Source organism: Streptomyces sp. NBC_01381 (assembly GCF_026340305.1).
In the GTDB taxonomy this organism is placed as follows: domain Bacteria; phylum Actinomycetota; class Actinomycetes; order Streptomycetales; family Streptomycetaceae; genus Streptomyces.
Genome location: NZ_JAPEPI010000001.1, coordinates 2,079,233 through 2,095,573, shown reverse-complemented (window position 1 = coordinate 2,095,573; position 16,341 = coordinate 2,079,233). Strand labels below are relative to the sequence as shown.

Below are 16,341 nucleotides of genomic sequence, written 5' to 3'. Positions count from 1 at the left end.
GAGTGACCCGCACGGGGCTGGACGGCAACGGGACGGTGAACGGCCACCCAAGGTTGGCCTAGACCCGTTACGTTCTCGTTATCGTCGTGGATCGATCGCGGTTCGGGGAGGGGAGCTTCAGCCGTTGTCGCTGTCGCTGTCGCTGTCGCCGCGGCCGCCCAGGTGGGTGGTGAAGGAGAAGCGGTCGCCCCGGTAGAGCGTGCGCACCCGCTCCAGCGGATGGCCCGAGGTGTCCCGTGACACGCGGTGGATCAGCAGCATCGGGAGCGCGGGCGGCGTACCGATGAGCAGCGCCTCGCGAGGCGTGGCAAGCACCGTCTCGATGCGCTCGTCGGCGTCCCCGAAGGAGATGCCGAGCCGGTCGCGCAGATAGGCGTAGAAGGAGGAGTCGGGCTCGAAGTCACGGTCGATGTCGGGAACGCGGGCCACGGACACATACGTACTCTCGAGCCCCACCCGCTCGTCATCGGCGAGCAGCACACGCTCCATGTGCCAGACGGGCTCCCCCTGCTTCACCCCGATCTCTGCGGCGAGGGGCCCGGGGGCGGGGAAACGGTCGAGTGAGATGAGATTTCGCCCAGGTGTACGCCCCTGCCTGCGCACCCCTTCGGTATAGCTGGCGAGGGAGAGCGGCTGCTCCAGCTTGGGCCCGGCGACGACGGTGCCCCTCCCTTGCCTGCGCAGCCGCCCTTCGAGCAGCAGCTCACGCAGCGCCTGGCGCACGGTCTCCCGGGCGACTTCGTACCGCACGGCCAGATCCCGCTCGGTCGGCAGCGTCTGCCCGTCCCCCAACTCCTCTATCAGGGCGGCGATCCTGGCCTTGACGGCGTAGTACTTCGGGATGCGTCCATGCTCGGGGATACCGGAGCGGATGGGCGCTCCGGGGGCCTGATCGAGCAGGTGGGCGGGCGGGTGCGGGGAGTTCGGGTTGTTCACGGAGGGATGTTCGCAGACGTCGGTGAACTGGGGGGTGAACGGCGGGTGCGGGGCCCTCGCGGGGCGTCGACCGGGCCCCGTAAGGGACGCGGGGCGCCGACCGGCCCCGTAAGGGGCGCGGGGAACTGCGCGACAAGCCACGGACGACCCGCAGATTCCACACCGGCCTACCCGCGGAGCGCACCGCCGCGGGGCTACGATCAACGCCTCCTGCCCGCGAGGATCCGCCGCGTCCCCACCATCAAGCCCCAGCCGCAGGCGAACAGCGCCGCGGCAATGGCACCGACACGGAGCAGCGTGCCCGGCCCGGTGGCGGCAAGCTCATCCGCGTACGAGAACCCGTCACCGGCAGACGCCTCGCCCTCACGACCACCGCCATCAGCACCCGCGGTGGTGTCGCCGCCGCCCTCGTCCCGACCCCCGTCACCGGCCTCCTCCTCGCGGATGGCGAACGCGTAGTCCCGCGACTCCCCCACCCAGTCACCGTCATCGTCCCGCCGCTGAACAATCGCGGCGGAGGCCACGGCACGCTCGGAGCGCGCGTCGGAGGTGAAGGACAGCCGCACCTTGACGCCGAGTCGCTTCCCCGCGCCGACCGTGAACCCGGCGAAGCCGCCCTTGCCTCCGGCACCGAAGACGCCGACGTTCTCGTCCCGGTCGGTCCGCTCGAACCGCACCGGCCGCCACCGTGCGCCGTCGTGGAACTCCAGCTGAATCTGCCGGGGCCGCAGCTGACGCTCCTGGTCGACGATGACGACTACGGGGTGGATGTTCCCGCAGGTGCCGCGCGTGGTGTTGGCCAGTTCGACGGTCAAGCCGCGGAAGCCGCCGCCGGATTCATAGGCGCCGGGGCCACCCCCGATCTGCGTATCGATGGGGAATTCCCCGTGGACGGCGGAGGCGCACGTCGGCCGCGGAACCTGGCCCTGCGGTCTCCCCGCCGCCTCCACGCCGGCTGCCGCCCCCGCCACCAACGCGGCGGCAGCGGCTGCGGTGACGCCGGAGGCGAGGTGGCGGCGGAGTCGCATAGGGGCCTTTGCTGAGCACGGATCGGGCGGGCGGAAGCCACTGGCCATGGGCCGAAACCCTGCCACGCGGGCCCGGCCACCTCCGCCCCCGCCACAGCCCCATGCGCCCGAGTGGCGGCGCCAACTCCCCTGATTCAGCGGATTTTCGGTCAAGTGCGATTGGCGCCCCGCAGGGGCGCGGGGAACTGCGCGACAAGCCACGATGCACCGACAGACAAGCACGGACCGAGGCCCAGCCCGTCCGGCGCTTGAGGACGAACTCGGCGAAGCCGGTGATCCCCCGGTTCAGCAAAGCCCCCGCTCAAGCAAGGCGCAGCTACCCGCCCCGCCCGAACACCGGCGCAAGCACCAACTGTGCCGCCCCCTCCGCCACCCCGCGATCCCCACCCGAAGCCACCGCCACCGGCACCTCCGTATCGCCGCCGCCCCGCCGCACACGCTCGGAGACGACCTCGCCCACTCCGCGTACGAAGGACTCCGCGGCCGCGAAGACTGCCCGCCCACCCAGCAGCACGCGGTCGATGTCCAGCAGGCTCACCAGGTTCGCCGCGCCCACGCCAAGCGCGCGGGCCGCCTCCGCGGTGTCGCCGCGGGCCACCGCCGCGAGGCACAGTGCCTCGATGCAGCCGCGGTCGCCGCAGCCGCACCGCGGGCCGTCCAGCTGGATCACCTGGTGGCCGAATTCGCCGGCGCCGGTCCGCGCGCCGCGGTAGAGGCCGCCGGAGAGGACGAGACCCGCGCCGAGTCCCGTACCCAGGTGCAGATACGCGAAGGACTCCGCCACACCGCCGAGGGCCAGGCCGAGCGCGGCCGCGTTCGTGTCCTTGTCGACGACGACCGGCAGCCCAAGCCGCGCGGCGAACGCTTCCCGCAGCGGAAACCCGTCCCACGCGGGGAACCCGGTCACCCGGTGCAGCACGCCGTCCGTGTGGTCAAGCGGCCCCGGCAGCGCGATGCCGACGCCGAGCAGCCGCCCCGGATCCCCCGGGAGACGGACCAGTTCCCGCACCACATCCACCGCCGCGTCGACCACCGCGTCCGCGCCCGCCCCGAAGTCCAGCGGAGCCCGCCGTTCCGCGACCACCCGCCCCGTCAGGTCCGCGAGGACCGCGGTCAGTTCGTCGCGGTCCAGGTGAAGGCCGACCGCGTGACCGGCCTCGGGGACGAGGCGCAGAAGCGTCCGCGGTTTGCCCCCGGTCGACGCGCGGCGGCCCGCCTCCGCCGCGAGTCCCTCCGTACGCAGCCGTGCGGTGATCTTGCTGACGGCCTGCGGGGTGAGCCCCGTGCGCTCGGCGATCTCCAGGCGGCTTATGCCGTCCGCGTCCGCCGTGCGCAGCAGGTCCAGCACGAGGGCGGCGTTGTGCCCGCGCAGCGCAAGCAGGTTCACCCCTGCGCCGCTCGCCCTGGCGCCGCCACCGCCGCCGCCGACCGCCCTCGCACCATCAGTCCTGTTCACACCCCCATTGTCGCCCGCGCTTGCGCTTTGGCAACAGCGTTGCTTAAGTGGAACGCATGACTGGTACAGGCTCCCCTCTGCGCGTGGCCCTCATCGGATACGGCCTCGCGGGCTCCGTCTTCCACGCCCCGCTGATCGCCGCCACCGAGGGCCTGGCCCTCGACACGGTCGTCACGTCGAACCCCGAGCGCCAGGCACAGGCCCGCGCCGAGTTCGGCGACGAGCTGCGGTTCGCCGCGACGGCCGACGAGCTGTGGGACCGCGCGGACGAGCTCGACCTGGTCGTGATCGCGTCCCCGAACAAGACGCACGTCGCGCTCGCGCACGCCGCCCTCAAGGCCGGCCTCCCCGTGGTCGTCGACAAGCCGATCGCCGGCACCGCCGCCGAGGCGCGCGAGCTCGCCGCCCTCGCCGACGACCGCGGCCTTCTCCTGTCCGTCTTCCAGAACCGCCGCTGGGACAACGACTTCCGTACGCTCCAGAAGCTCGTGGCCGACGGCGAGCTCGGCGACGTATGGCGCTTCGAGTCCCGCTTCGAGCGCTGGCGTCCGCAGCCCAAGGGCGGCTGGCGCGAGTCCGGTGACCCCGAAGAGATCGGAGGTCTGCTCTACGACCTCGGGTCCCACGTGGTCGACCAGGCCCTGGTCCTCTTCGGCCCGGCGATGTCCGTATACGCCGAGTCCGACATCCGCCGCCCCGGCGCGGCGGCCGACGACGACACGTTCATCGCGATCACGCACGCGAGCGGCGTCCGCTCGCATCTGTACGTGAGCGCAACGACCGCCCAACTCGGCCCGCGTTTCCGTGCGTTGGGATCGAAAGCGGGCTACGTCAAGTACGGCCTCGACCCACAGGAGGCAGCCCTGCGCGAGGGCGAGCGCCCGACCCCCGAGGGCGGGGGCAACTGGGGCGTCGAGCCCGAGTCGCTGTGGGGCCGCGTCGGCTCCGGCGAGTCCCCGCTGACCGGCGGCGGCACCCCGGTCCGGACGCTGCCGGGCGACTACCCCGCGTACTACGCCGCCGTGGCCGCCGCACTCCGCGGCACCGGCACGAACCCGGTCTCCGCGTACGAGGCGGCCGCGGCCCTCGACGTCCTGGAGGCGGCCCGCCGCTCGGCGCGCGACAGCGTGACGGTGATCGTATGACGACGCCTGCCACACCCGCCGCACCGACGGTGGACGAGCTGGAGTCCCAGGAACTCCGCCTGGTCCTCCCCCAGTTCACGTACGACGACGCCTGGGCGCTCGGCAGCCTCCTGGTCGACCTGGCCCGCGAGCGCGGGGCCCCGGTGGCGATCGACATCACCCGCGGCGGCCAGCAGCTCTTCCACGCGGCCCTGCCGGGTTCGACCCCGGACAACGACGCCTGGATCGCCCGCAAGCGCCGCGTCGTCGAACGCTACGGCTGCTCGTCCCTCCTGGTCGGCACCCGTTTCCGCGCCAAGGGCACGACGTTCGAGGAGTCCTCACGCCTGGACCCGGACGCGTACGCGGCGCACGGCGGCGCGTTCCCGATCGCGGTGAGGGGCGCGGGGGTCATCGGCGCGGTGGTGGTGTCGGGGCTGCCGCAGATCGAGGATCACGCGATGGTGGTGGAGGCTCTGGAGCGGTTCGCGTAAGCGCCCCCCTGGGGGGGGCTGCCCCGAAGGGGCGCCCCCCCCCAGGGGCGCGGGGAACTGCGCGACAAGCCACGACGCACCCGCAGATGGAGGGCTACGCCCCCTTCAGCTCCTGCCGCTGCCGCCCCAGCCCCTCAATCTCAAGCTCAACAACATCCCCGGCCCGCAGATAAGGCTTGGGCTCCGGCTGCCCCATGGCGACACCCGCCGGCGTACCCGTGTTGATGACATCCCCCGGGTACAGGGTCATGAACTGGCTTACGTAGCGCACCACTTCAGCGACCGGGAAGATCTGCTGCGACGTGGAGCCGTCCTGCTTCAGCTCGCCGTTGACCCAGAGCTTCAGGGACAGGTTCTGCGGGTCGGCGACCTCGTCGGCCGTCACGAGCCACGGGCCCAGCGGGTTGAACGTCTCGCAGTTCTTGCCCTTGTCCCAGGTGCCGCCGCGCTCGATCTGGAACTCGCGCTCCGACACGTCGTGCGCCACCGCGTACCCGGCGACGTGCGCGAGCGCCTCCTCGTCGGAGTCCAGGTAGCGCGCGGTGCGCCCGATGACGACCGCGAGCTCGACCTCCCAGTCGGTCTTGACCGACTTGCGCGGCACCAGGACGGTGTCGTCAGGCCCGACGACCGTGTCCGCGGCCTTGAAGAAGACGACGGGCTCGGCGGGCGTCGCGGCCCCGGTCTCGGCCGCATGATCGTGATAGTTCAGCCCGATGCACACGACCTTGCCGATCCGGCCCACCGGCGGCCCGACCCGCAGCCCCGCGGCGTCGAGCGCGGGCAGCTCGCCCGACTCGGCGGCGGCCCGGATCCGGTCCAGGGCGGCGGTGTCGGCGAGCAGCGCGCCGTCGATGTCCGTGACGGTCCCTGACAGGTCCCGCAGGGTGCCTTCGGCATCGAGCAGCGCCGGGCGCTCGGACCCCGCCGTACCGACTCGGAGCAGCTTCATGGTCAATCTCCCTTTGGTCGAGCGCGCCCAGTACTCCCTGGCTGTCCGCGTGGCCCGGAATGGGGTCTCCCCTGCTCGAACGAAGTTGAGAGCTTGGGGAAGGGTTGCGGCCATCGGAGGTTTGGCCGATCCTCCAAGGTCACCGTCCATCCTGCAAGACCCTGTTCACAGACCGGACCGTTACCCGGCAGTAGCAGCCAGCGCCCCGGCCCCGTACGGCATGTCGCGGTAGAGCACGGCCCGCTCGACCGCGCTCCAGGTGGTGCTGGTGACGACGTACAGCGCGGCGGCCAGCGGCACGAAGGCGACGGTGAACAGCGTCATGAAGGACATGAGGGGCATGACCTTGGTCATCGCGGCCATCGCCCCCATGCCGGGCATCTGCTGCCCCGCGTCACCGGCGGGCGTGGTCGCGGCGCTCGCCGCCATCTGCTTCTTCGTACGCAGGAAATTGAAGGTGGCGACGGCCGCGACGATCGCGAAGAGCCCGAGATAGACGAGCCCCTGCGCCCCGAAGACCCCGCCGTCGCCGAGAGCGTCGGCCCAGCGCCCGCCGAGGGGCGCGGCGAAGAGCTTGTGATCGAGCAGGGCGTTGGCCTCGCCGCCGATGCTCGTGCTGGAGAACAGGTGGTAGAGCAGAAAGAACGCCGGAAGCTGGAAGAGGCTGGGCAGGCACCCGGAGAGCGGGGAGACCTTCTCCTTCCGGTGCAGCTCAAGGACCGCCTTCTGCAGCTTCTCGGGGTTCTTGGCGTGCTTCTTGCGCAACTCCGCGATCTGCGGCGACAGCTTGGCGCGCGCCTTCTGGCCGCGGGCCGAGGCCCGCGACAAGGGGTGGACGAGGAGACGTACACACGCGGTGAAAAGCACGATGGCGGCGGCCATCGCGGAGCCGTGGAAGACCGGCTGCAGCAGATCGGCGATGGAGCCGACCAGGTCGGCGAAGAGGGACATAAAGGCGGACATGGAGGAACCCTCCGGGGGTCTCGTCGTGCCGAGGAAGAAGTACGTTTCGGCGTGACGACCCACGTGGGGACGGGCACTGCTCAGTGGTGGCTGTGTGCGCCCTACGCGGCCGTCGGGACGAGACGTCCCGGTGCTCGGGGCCGCCTGCGCCCGGCGGCGTCGGGGTCGCGCTGGGGCAGGAACGCGGTGCGCTGCTCGCGGTCGCGGATGGCCGTACGCACCCGGGTCGGGGGCACGGCGGGCGCGCAGCGCGCGGCGATCAGGGAGCAGAGGGCGAGCGCGGACCCTGCGGCGGCGGTGGCGGCGAGGGCGACGGCGGCGCTGAGGCTGCCGGCATCGAGGAGTACGACTTCGACGAGAAGGAAGAGCAGCAGCCCGGTGGGCCGAAGGGCGCCCTTCCACTTACGGAGTACGTCCTGCACTGCGGTCCCCCCTCTCCAGCTACTCGCCAGCTACTCGCTCGCTCGCTCGCCGATACGACATATCGCGTACAGCCGTTATACCAGGGAGGTCACCTGGGGCGCATGGACTGCAGCTTCCCCCACACGATGAGCCGGTACTTGGAGGTGTACTCCGGAGTGCAGGTGGTGAGGGTGATGTAGTACCCGGGCGAGCTGTACCCGTGGCCGGGCTTGAGGCGACTGCGGGGCACGGGAGCGATGACGCCGCTGTCACCGGCGGAGGTCTGGGCGAGGGTCTTGTCGACGACGTACGTGTAAACGGCCCCCTTGGTCTCGACGACCAGTTCATCCCCACCCCTCAGCCGATCGATCCGCCGGAACGGCTCACCGTGGGTGTTCCGATGCCCCGCAAGGGCGAAGTTCCCGCCCTGGCCGGGCTGGGCGGTGCGCCCGTAGTGCCCGACGTACCCCTTGTTGAGTACGCCGCTCTTGCTGACCCCTTCCGCGACGGGGACCCGGATCCCGATCCGGGGGATGCGGAGGACGGCGTAGGCCTGATCCCAGCGGGGGGTGGGGGCCTGGGCGGCCTGCTGCTGCCGGCGGGGCGAGGGCGGATCGGCGTCGTCCGGGTCGGAGGCGGGCGCATCCTCCGCGCCGCCGGAGGGAGCCGGCTGCTCCACGGCGGAGTCGCGGGAGTCACGGGAGTCACGGGAGTTTTGAGAATCGCGCCCCCACTCCTCCTCAAGGGCGTGGACCTGGCGCTCGGCGCCCTCCCGGGCCTGCCGGTTGGTCCACCACAGCTGATGGGCGACGAGAAGAAGGAGTACGACGCCGAGGGTGACGGCGACTTCGGCAAGGTTCCACAGCGCGCGGACGGAGGAGGTCCTCCGCCGCCCCTGCACAACAACAGGAACCCGCACGCGCACCCTCCTCCCAAGACCGCCCGCAAGATAAACCCAACACGCCGAACAAGCCATGCCCACAAGCCATGCCCACGAGCCATGCCCACGAGCCGACGCCGATCGCCACGGCAACCCTCCTGCAATCCACCCCCTCGGCAGTACGGTGTCCCGTATGCGCCCCGACACGCCTGCCGACCACATCGCCGAAGCCGAGCGCCTTGAGCGCACGGCCGGCCTGTACCCCGAGGACGCCGAGCAGCTCCTGCTCCAGGCCGCGGCCCACCTGGAGCTGGCCGGCGAACGCGACCGAGCAACGACGCTCTACGACCGTCTCCTGTCCCCGGAGGCCGCCAGCCCGGCCTCGGCCCCGCTCCTCATCCGCGCCCTGAAGGCCTCGAACCTCTGGGAATACGGCCACGAGGCGGAGGCACGGGCGATCATCGACGGAGTCCGGGCGGCGGCTCCGCGGGACCCGGCCCCGTGGGTGATCGTGGCGGAGTCCCTCGAATCGCACGACGAACTGACCCAGGCGCAGGAGACTTTCACCGAGGCGGTGGAACTGCTCCTGACGGAGACGGACGTCAACGACCCGTCGTACGAGAAGCGCCCCCTGCTCTTCGGCCGCCACCGCGTACGCCGCCTGCTGGGCGCGGAGCACGACTCCTGGGACGCCCTGGCGGACGAGATCTCGACGTCCCCCGTCCCCCTGGACGAACTCCACGACCCCAAGCGCATCTGGTCCCTCGGCTCACAGGACCCCGCGGAACTCCGCGCGGAAATCTCCCGAATCCAGGCGGAGTTGGGCTCGTACAGGGAGGCGCTGTCCCGCCCGTTCCCGGTGGCGATCCTGCACTGGCCGTCAACGGAACTGGAAGAACTCCTGACGGCGTACCCGTCGCTGGAATCGGAATACCCGTCCCACGAGGCGCACTTGTCGACCATAGAGTCGTCACTACGAGAACTGGCCGCCTCCGGCACCCCAAACCTGGGCATCGTGACGGGAACGGTCCCGTCGTACGAGGCGTTCGCGGCGTCGGAGGGCTCTGAGCCGACGGACGTGTCCCTGCTGCCGCAGTACGCGACGACGCTGGCGGCACGGGGGCGGGCCGTGGGGTGGCCGCCTCGGGGGGATGAGGGGTGTTGGTGTGGGTCGGGGCGGGTTTATGGGGAGTGTCACGGGAGGCCATAACCGAACGGCGGACCGCCGAAATCCAGCCGTCGGGACCCTTTCAGGACCTTTGGCCAAGCCCTTGGTCCCGCACTTCGGCATCCATGCCCCCGATAAAACTCCCGTGCGATACCGTCGCAGGGGAAATTGGGGACTGCCGAGCCGTTGCATCTGCTTGCGCAGACCCGGCCCCGCGCTCCCGAGGAACATCACAGCCCATGCCTTACGCGCCCTCCGCCGACCGGCACCGCGACGTGCCCACCCACGGCATCACACAGGCGCCCCGCCTCAAAGGCCCCCGGCATCTCGGCTGTATTGCCCCAGCGGTGAGCCCGGTCGGCCTGCACCCCGAATAGCGCCGAGCGCGCATTCCGGAATTTCACGGCTCCACTTCGTCGAGCCAGGCAAGTACTCGGGGTAGTGGCGCCACGCGCGGCCCGGTAAGGAGACAAAGTGAGCGGCGAACTCGGCGGAATGTACGACGTCTTCCGCAACCTCCTCGAAACCAGCACACCCACAGAGGCGGTGAAGCAGCTGGAGATCCTCGGGGTCGACGACGAGCGGATCCAGCGCATTCGCGAGTTCCACGAACACCAGCTGCTCTCGATCAAGGAGATGGAGGAGCCGCGGGTAGCCGTCAACGGCAACCGGGAGACCTGGTACACCGGCCCGCGCGAGAACGACCGCGCGTGGCCCGCCATCCAGCGCGAGCTGGAGAGGTCCGGCTGGGGACCGGACGCGATCGAGGACCTCGACTCGGCATCCACGCGCGTCGTCTCGCTGCTCAACCACCCCAAGGAACCCGACTTCTCCACGCGTGGCCTCGTGGTCGGCTACGTACAGTCCGGCAAGACCACCAACTTCACCTCGGTGATGGCCAAGGCGGCCGACCGCGGCTACAAGCTCTTCATCGTTCTCGCCGGGATCCACAACGGCCTGCGTCGCCAGACCCAGGCCCGGCTCGCCCAACAACTGGTGGAGTCGAACCCGACCAGCTGGTCCCAACTCACCGGCCTCGACCGTGACTTCGTCCCGACGGAGAACGCCGCTTCCTTCTTCGGCGGCAGCAACAGCACCCACGTGCTGTGCGTGGTGAAGAAGAACGCCACCGTGCTCCGCAAGTTCGCCCTCTGGCTGGAGTCGGCCTCCGACTACCTGCAGCAGGCACCCGCGCTGGTGATCGACGACGAGGCCGACCAGGCCAGCGTCGCCACCACATCGATCAATCCGCTGATCCTCCGCATTCTCGACACCCTGCCGAAGGCTGCGTACGTCGGATATACCGCGACCCCCTTCGCCAACGTCCTCATCGACCCGGCGGCGAAGGACCTGTATCCGAGCGACTTCATCGTCAACCTGCCCCAGCCCAAGGCGCACTTCGGCACGGAGGTCCTCTTCGGTCGGTACGCCCTCGACGGCGAGGACCCCGAGGACGTGGACGACGGGTACGACATGATCCGCAGCGTCCCCGCCGAGGACGTCCCCCTGGTAAGCCCCTCGACGAGGGCGGACGCCGACGGCTTCACGCCCGAGATCACCGACACCCTCGAAGAGGCCGTCCAGTACTTCTGGCTCACCTCGGCCGCCCGCCGGGTACGCGGCACCGGCAACAAGCACGCCACCATGCTGATCCACACCAGCATGCGCATCCAGGTCCACAACAGCTTCCGGATACCGCTCAAGAAGATCCGCGCGCACACCCTGGACCACCTGGACGACCCCGGCACGCTGCGGCGGCTGCGCACCCTCTGGGACGAGGAGACCGCGCGGGTCGCCGCCGAGGACTTCGGGGAGACGAAGGTCCCCTTCGACACGCTCCTGGAAGAGTTGCCGGGCGTGATCGGCGACTGCCGGATCATCATGGACAACTCCGACAGCGAGGACACCCTCGACTACGACAACGGCCCGGTGGTCGCCATCGCGGTCGGCGGCAACAAGTTCTCCCGAGGCCTCACCCTGGAAGGACTCGCCGTCACCTACTTCGTCCGCGCGGCCTCGGCATACGACACCCTGCTCCAGATGGGCCGCTGGTTCGGTTTCCGGCACGGGTACGCCGATCTCCCCCGCGTGTGGATGACGGACGAACTCCACGCCGCCTTCCGGCATCTGGCCACGGTCGAGGCGGACATGCGTCGCGACATCGACGTGTACCTCCACGAGAACGAGACCCCGCAGACGTTCGCGGTCCGCCTGCGCACCCACCCGGTGCTGCGGGTGACCGCCGCGGCCAAGATGCAGTCCGCGATCAGGGCCAGCGCGGCGTACGGCGGTCGCCGGATTCAGACCCGCTACTTCCACACCCGGGCCGACTGGCTGCGCGACAACCAGAATGCCGCGCGCGACCTGGTGCGTCGCGCTGTCGCAGAAGCCGTCACACAGGACTCGCGCCCCGAGGACGGTCGTCACATCCTGCATGGAGTCCCGCACACCGATGTGCTCGACTTCCTGAGCAGGTACCGCTTCCACGAGAGCTCCCAGGAGTGCGACGCCGCCCTGATCTCCTCATACGTTCGGCGTCGCGTTCAGCAAGGCTCCCTGCTGCGCTGGAACGTCGCGATCGTCGGCAACCGCGCCGGCGACACCGACACCGATTTCACCTTCGCCCCGGACATCGCCGTCGGTCGCATCACGCGTGCCCGTCTCCAAAGCCCCACGGGAGAACCGGACTTCGCCGACATCAAGACCCTCATGAGCCGGGCCGACGCCACCGTCGACCTGGTGGACGTCCCCCGTGGGCTGGAGGAGGACGAGATCAAGCGGGAGCGCCGCAAGCAGCTCCCGGACACCGGTCTGCTCGTGCTGTACCCGATCGACAAGGACTCCCGTCCCTCCGAGCTCCGCAAGAAGTCCCGTGAGCCGCTCGACGCCGAGGATCACGTGATCGGCATCGGGCTGGTCTTCCCGGAACCCCGGCAGGACAGCGCGGTCGACTGGGACGGCAGCTACATCTCGGCGGACCTCTCCGGCATCCGGCTGGAGGACACCGACGACGAGGACCTGCGTACGCTCGAGGGCGAGGACGCAGCGTGACCGACATATTCCGGCGGACGCTGGAGGAGAGCTGGCGGGATCTCCTGCTCACCCCCGTGTCCGCGGACAACCGGCTGCGCACCGCCCCGCTGCCGGTCACCACATCGCGCGGCCCGGTCCTCGCCGCCGTCGATCACGAGGGTCATCGGCACCTGCTGATACCGATCGCCGGGAATCAGCACGTCCGCGAGATCCGCGACGGCCAGGTACTGCGCCTGCGCAGGCGTCCCCTGGAGGACGAGGACATCTTCCAGTACTACGCCGATCTCGGCTGCCTGCGCCGCGACCTCGACGACGTGTTCACCGGACTCGGCGAGAACGTCCTGCGGGAGATGGCCGGACTCGGCGAGGAAGAGCAGACTCCCGCCTCCTCCCAGGCGCTCAAGGCCCTGCACCGGGTCCTGGATCGCTGGCGAGCCCTGTTCCGCACGTCCGGAACGCTGCTGGGCCCGGAACAACTCGCAGGCCTGTACGGCGAATTGCACATACTGCTTCGCCTCCTCGCCGAGAACCCCAGCGCCCACAGACTGTGGACGGGGCCGAGCGGCTGTCCGCACGACTTCACCTCTGGAACCGACGCCGTCGAGGTGAAGACCACCACCGGCGACGCACTGCGCGTACGCGTCCATGGCCTGCGCCAACTGGAACCACCGGAGGGCGGCTCCCTTCAACTCGCCTGCCTGCGCGTCGAGCGTGTGCCCGAGGGGGGCGAGGGGACGAGCGTCGTGGACCTGGTGGAACGGGCGCTGCGGCTGTGCGACGACGAGAGCACACTGCTCGGCCTCCTCGCCGAGGTCGGGTATCACACGGTCGACGCGGAGCGCTACCGCACGACCCGCCTCCTCATCCGCGAAGAGCGTTGGTATGCGGTCGGCGCCGGCTTCCCCCGCATCACGACCGCCGACCTCGCCGTCGCCGAGGTGCCCGGCAACGTGACCGACGTCGAATACACGGTGGATCTCACCGTGCCCTCACCAAGCCCTCTCCCGATGACCGGGGTGGAGAGACATCTGGCCGCCATGCTCGGGGAGAGCAAGTGACAGACGCGCGCACCGAACCACAGTGGCGCTCCCAGCCGTATCCGCCGGAAGGCGCGAGCGCGGCCGAGGGCATTCGCAACCAGCTCGGCCGCCCCGAGTTGGACCTGCTCACCATCCTCGTACGGGAAGCCGCCCAGAACAGTTGGGACGCCAAGGACTCGCGGCACGACGGACCTGTCCGGTTCGGCATCGACCTGGGATACGTGGGCCCGGCGTCTGCCGACGCGTGGCGCAGGCTCCTGCTGAACGGTGCTCCTTCGAACGACCATCTCGCCCTGCGCAAGGCGCTGCGCGCGGGCATCCGGATCATGACGATCTCCGACCGGGGCACGAACGGCCTCGGCGGCCCGATCCGTGCCGACGAGATCGCCAAGGGCCGTCAGGACTTCGTCGCCTTCGTCCGGAACGTGGGTGAGCCCCGCGACACCAAGCTCGGCGGCGGCACCTACGGCTTCGGCAAGGCCATCTTCTACCTTCTCTCCAGCCTCGGCACGGTGCTCGTGCACACCCGCTGCCGCAACGACCGGGGAGAGTTGGAGACCCGCCTGATCGGCTGCGCCCTGTGGAGCAGCTATCGGGACAGGGACGCCGAGGGCAATGAGCGGCGCTTTACGGGCCGGCACTGGTGGGGTGACGCTTCCGGAGACGTGATCGACCCGCTCGTCGGCGCCGGCGCGGAGGAGACGGCTCGCCAACTGGGCCTCGCACCGTTCGGCAAGGACGAGACCGGTACCAGCATCGTCGTCCTCGATCCCCAACTCGACGGCCTGGAGCCCAAGGAGGCCGCGGCCTACCTCTCCGAGACGGTGGCCTGGCACCTGTGGCCCAAGATGCTGGAGCGCGCCGACGGCACTCTGCCCATGCGGTTCTCCGTCACCTGTGAAGGGCACGATTTCCCCGTCCCGGACCCGCGCACCACCACCCCGCTCAATCTCTTCGTGGACGCCTACCGCCAGTTGGCCACGGATGAGGGCCGAACGCTGTCGTGCCAGAAGCCCATCAGGGAGTTGGGGCGGCTGGGACTCGTCCAGCGCCCGGTGGTCCCTCTCGAGCCTTCCCCCGCCGCACGCCGGGCCATGGAGATGGTTCAGGTCGAGCGGTCCGTGCACCACGTGGCACTGATGCGCCCCGCGGAGCTGGTGGTCACCTACTGGCCGGGGCGTGAGACCGGGGCCGAACTCCTGTCGTACGCCGGCGTCTTCCGCGCCGCCGAGGAGATGGACGCCACTTACGCCGAGGCTGAACCCCCCACGCATGACGCGTGGAACCACCAACGCCTCGAGGGTCAGGACCGGACCTTCGTCCGCACCACCTTCACCCGCCTCAAGGAAGCGGTCGACGAGCTCCTCCAGCTGGGTGGATCCACCCGAGAGGGTTCGGCGAACGTGGCACTGGGCGCGGCAAGCGCCCGCTTCTCCCCGCTGGTCGGCGGCGCCTGGGGAACCGGGGGCGCCACGGACTACGGCACCTCTTCCACGGGCCGCGCCACCGCGGCGCCCGACGACGACGAAGAGCTTCCGGACCGGCGAGCCCGCGCGGGCTCGCGGCGCAGCGGCCGGGCCACCGGCACGGCCGATGCCTCGCCCCCGGAAGACGGCACGGCCCGTGCTCCCCGCCCTCGCGTGAAGTACGCGGGCGAGACCACGTACGAGGAGCGCTTCGGGCACTCCGTGCTCGTGCAGGCGTTCACCCTCCCCGCGCCGGTCGTGCAGCGCGTCCGGGTCGAGTTGGCCGTGGCCCTGCCCGGCACCGGCAATCGCGAGACCGACCCTCCCGCGGGTGCCGCCATGCCCGGCCTCGTCGGCTGGGAGGACCCGGCCGGGACGCTCCACGCCTCTCCCACCTTCGTCATCGAGGGCGGCGACGACACGGTCTGGCGCGCCGTCGTCCGCCCGGCCCCGGACACCATCACGGAGATCACCGTGAAGACCCAGGCGGTGGTCGCCCCGTGAGCAGGCTCGCCCTCCCCTACCGCTCTCCCGCCGCCTCCTGCGTCCGGGCCGAACCGTGGCAACTCGTCCTCGAAGGCGCCACCACCGACCTCCCCGAGTCGCTGGACTTCTGGGACTACCGCATGGACGTCGAACTGAGCCGCACCGTGCAGGTCGACCTGTCGGCGGCCCGTGCGGGAGCGGCCCTCACCGACGGCGCGGTGCTCACCCTCGCGGCCATCTGGACCGCCTCCGGATCCAACCTCCGAGGTTCTGTGCAGCGGGTTCCGCTGACCGGTGACGGCGTGCGGACCGTCAATCTTCACGCCGTCCTGCCGGGTGCCCAACTCGGGGGCGTGCTCTCCCTGGAAACGGTGCTCGTCCTCTCCCGTACGAACGGGACGGCTGCCCCCTTCGCTCCGCGCCGCGCCGGGTCACTGCTCTGGGACGACGCGGCCGCACTGCGCCTCCAGGGCGATGCGCCGCTCTTCCCGATGACTGTGATCGACTTCGCCCACACCTCGTTCAAGGACGGCGCGGCCTGGCACCTGCAACTCGGCTCGGACCTGAACGCCGCAGCGATGGGCTCCATGCTCCTCCTCGTCAACGAGAAGGCCGAGGAGGTGTCCATCGCCTTCGCACACGCCGCCAGACCCGGCCCGGTGGATCGCGTCGTCCTCTCGATGGTGTATTCCGACTGCGCCCGGATCATGGTGGAACATGCCCTGCTCAAGGAGGAGTTCGCCGACGACGCGGACTTCTCCGAGGACTCTCTGGGCGCCACCCTCGTCAATCTCTTCCACCGGCTCTTCCCCGGCCGCACCATCCAGGACCTGCGGCAGCGCCGGCAGAGCTCGCCGAGCCTGTTCGCCTCCGACCTCCAGGCCGCGACCCGCATCCTCCAGGAGGCGTGATC

Annotated in this window: 15 protein-coding genes; 8 read left to right on the top strand and 7 right to left on the bottom strand. The window is 70.4% G+C overall.

Features of this window, described 5'->3' with window-relative positions; translation table 11 throughout:
• Positions 1-117: 117 nt before the first annotated feature.
• The 3 genes from OG453_RS10045 to OG453_RS10035 all read right to left on the bottom strand — a co-directional run bounded on the left by OG453_RS10045 (position 118) and on the right by OG453_RS10035 (position 3,420).
• The gene (locus tag OG453_RS10045) at positions 118-936 is read right to left on the bottom strand and encodes a GntR family transcriptional regulator (protein WP_266866596.1); all 819 of its coding nucleotides are present in this window, start codon (positions 934-936) and stop codon (positions 118-120) included.
• A gap of 200 nt (positions 937-1,136) precedes the next feature.
• Positions 1,137-1,964 (bottom strand): hypothetical protein, encoded by an 828-nt coding sequence (locus OG453_RS10040; RefSeq protein WP_266866594.1) that lies wholly within the window; start codon positions 1,962-1,964, stop codon positions 1,137-1,139.
• Positions 1,965-2,280: 316 nt separating this feature from the next.
• Complete coding sequence (locus OG453_RS10035) at positions 2,281-3,420, bottom strand: ROK family transcriptional regulator (protein ID WP_266866592.1); 1,140 nt, start codon at positions 3,418-3,420, stop codon at positions 2,281-2,283.
• Positions 3,421-3,476: 56 nt separating this feature from the next.
• Between OG453_RS10035 and OG453_RS10030 the strand changes: the two genes are divergently transcribed.
• Entirely contained in the window at positions 3,477-4,565 is a 1,089-nt protein-coding gene (locus OG453_RS10030) for a Gfo/Idh/MocA family oxidoreductase (RefSeq protein WP_266866590.1), read from the top strand.
• Positions 4,562-5,038, top strand: coding sequence for a heme-degrading domain-containing protein (locus tag OG453_RS10025; RefSeq protein WP_266866589.1), 477 nt, complete (start codon positions 4,562-4,564; stop codon positions 5,036-5,038). Before OG453_RS10030 ends, OG453_RS10025 begins: the two co-directional genes overlap by 4 nt.
• 94 nt (positions 5,039-5,132) lie before the next feature.
• Here OG453_RS10025 and OG453_RS10020 read toward each other — a convergent pair whose 3' ends face one another.
• From OG453_RS10020 to OG453_RS10005, 4 genes are all read right to left on the bottom strand, one after another.
• On the bottom strand, positions 5,133-5,990 hold the full coding sequence (locus OG453_RS10020; protein WP_266866587.1) for a fumarylacetoacetate hydrolase family protein: 858 nt from the start codon (positions 5,988-5,990) through the stop codon (positions 5,133-5,135).
• 180 nt (positions 5,991-6,170) lie between these two features.
• Complete coding sequence (locus tag OG453_RS10015) at positions 6,171-6,953, bottom strand: YidC/Oxa1 family membrane protein insertase (protein WP_266869784.1); 783 nt, start codon at positions 6,951-6,953, stop codon at positions 6,171-6,173.
• Between the two features lie 101 nt (positions 6,954-7,054).
• The gene (locus tag OG453_RS10010) at positions 7,055-7,375 is read right to left on the bottom strand and encodes a DUF6412 domain-containing protein (RefSeq protein ID WP_266866585.1); all 321 of its coding nucleotides are present in this window, start codon (positions 7,373-7,375) and stop codon (positions 7,055-7,057) included.
• 89 nt (positions 7,376-7,464) lie between these two features.
• Positions 7,465-8,274, bottom strand: a complete 810-nt coding sequence (locus OG453_RS10005) for a class E sortase (RefSeq protein WP_266866583.1) — start codon at positions 8,272-8,274, stop codon at positions 7,465-7,467.
• A 154-nt stretch (positions 8,275-8,428) separates the two neighbouring features.
• On the opposite strand from OG453_RS10005, the gene OG453_RS10000 reads away from it, so the two are divergent.
• From OG453_RS10000 to OG453_RS09975, 6 genes are all read left to right on the top strand, one after another.
• Positions 8,429-9,445 carry an SEC-C domain-containing protein gene (locus OG453_RS10000; RefSeq protein WP_266866581.1) on the top strand — a complete coding sequence of 339 codons (1,017 nt, stop codon included), beginning with the start codon at positions 8,429-8,431 and terminating at the stop codon, positions 9,443-9,445.
• Between the two features lie 197 nt (positions 9,446-9,642).
• Positions 9,643-9,780, top strand: a complete 138-nt coding sequence (locus OG453_RS09995) for a hypothetical protein (protein WP_266866579.1) — start codon at positions 9,643-9,645, stop codon at positions 9,778-9,780.
• Between the two features lie 97 nt (positions 9,781-9,877).
• Positions 9,878-12,454, top strand: a complete 2,577-nt coding sequence (locus OG453_RS09990) for a Z1 domain-containing protein (protein ID WP_266866577.1) — start codon at positions 9,878-9,880, stop codon at positions 12,452-12,454.
• Entirely contained in the window at positions 12,451-13,494 is a 1,044-nt protein-coding gene (locus tag OG453_RS09985) for a PD-(D/E)XK motif protein (RefSeq protein ID WP_266866575.1), read from the top strand. Before OG453_RS09990 ends, OG453_RS09985 begins: the two co-directional genes overlap by 4 nt.
• Positions 13,491-15,446 carry a hypothetical protein gene (locus OG453_RS09980; RefSeq protein ID WP_266866573.1) on the top strand — a complete coding sequence of 652 codons (1,956 nt, stop codon included), beginning with the start codon at positions 13,491-13,493 and terminating at the stop codon, positions 15,444-15,446. The genes OG453_RS09985 and OG453_RS09980 overlap by 4 nt, the downstream gene beginning before the upstream one ends.
• Positions 15,443-16,339, top strand: a complete 897-nt coding sequence (locus tag OG453_RS09975; protein WP_266866571.1) for a hypothetical protein — start codon at positions 15,443-15,445, stop codon at positions 16,337-16,339. Before OG453_RS09980 ends, OG453_RS09975 begins: the two co-directional genes overlap by 4 nt.
• Positions 16,340-16,341 lie beyond the last annotated feature (2 nt).

Bases quoted from the DNA above. Each gene is read 5' to 3' on its own strand.
- OG453_RS10025 (WP_266866589.1), top strand. From the start codon at position 4,562: ATGACGACGCCTGCCACACCCGCCGCACCGACGGTGGACGAGCTGGAG.
- OG453_RS09995 (WP_266866579.1), top strand. From the start codon at position 9,643: ATGCCTTACGCGCCCTCCGCCGACCGGCACCGCGACGTGCCCACCCAC.
- OG453_RS10040 (WP_266866594.1), bottom strand. From the start codon at position 1,964: ATGCGACTCCGCCGCCACCTCGCCTCCGGCGTCACCGCAGCCGCTGCC.
- OG453_RS10000 (WP_266866581.1), top strand. From the start codon at position 8,429: ATGCGCCCCGACACGCCTGCCGACCACATCGCCGAAGCCGAGCGCCTT.
- OG453_RS10020 (WP_266866587.1), bottom strand. From the start codon at position 5,990: ATGAAGCTGCTCCGAGTCGGTACGGCGGGGTCCGAGCGCCCGGCGCTG.
- OG453_RS10030 (WP_266866590.1), top strand. From the start codon at position 3,477: ATGACTGGTACAGGCTCCCCTCTGCGCGTGGCCCTCATCGGATACGGC.
- OG453_RS10015 (WP_266869784.1), bottom strand. From the start codon at position 6,953: ATGTCCGCCTTTATGTCCCTCTTCGCCGACCTGGTCGGCTCCATCGCC.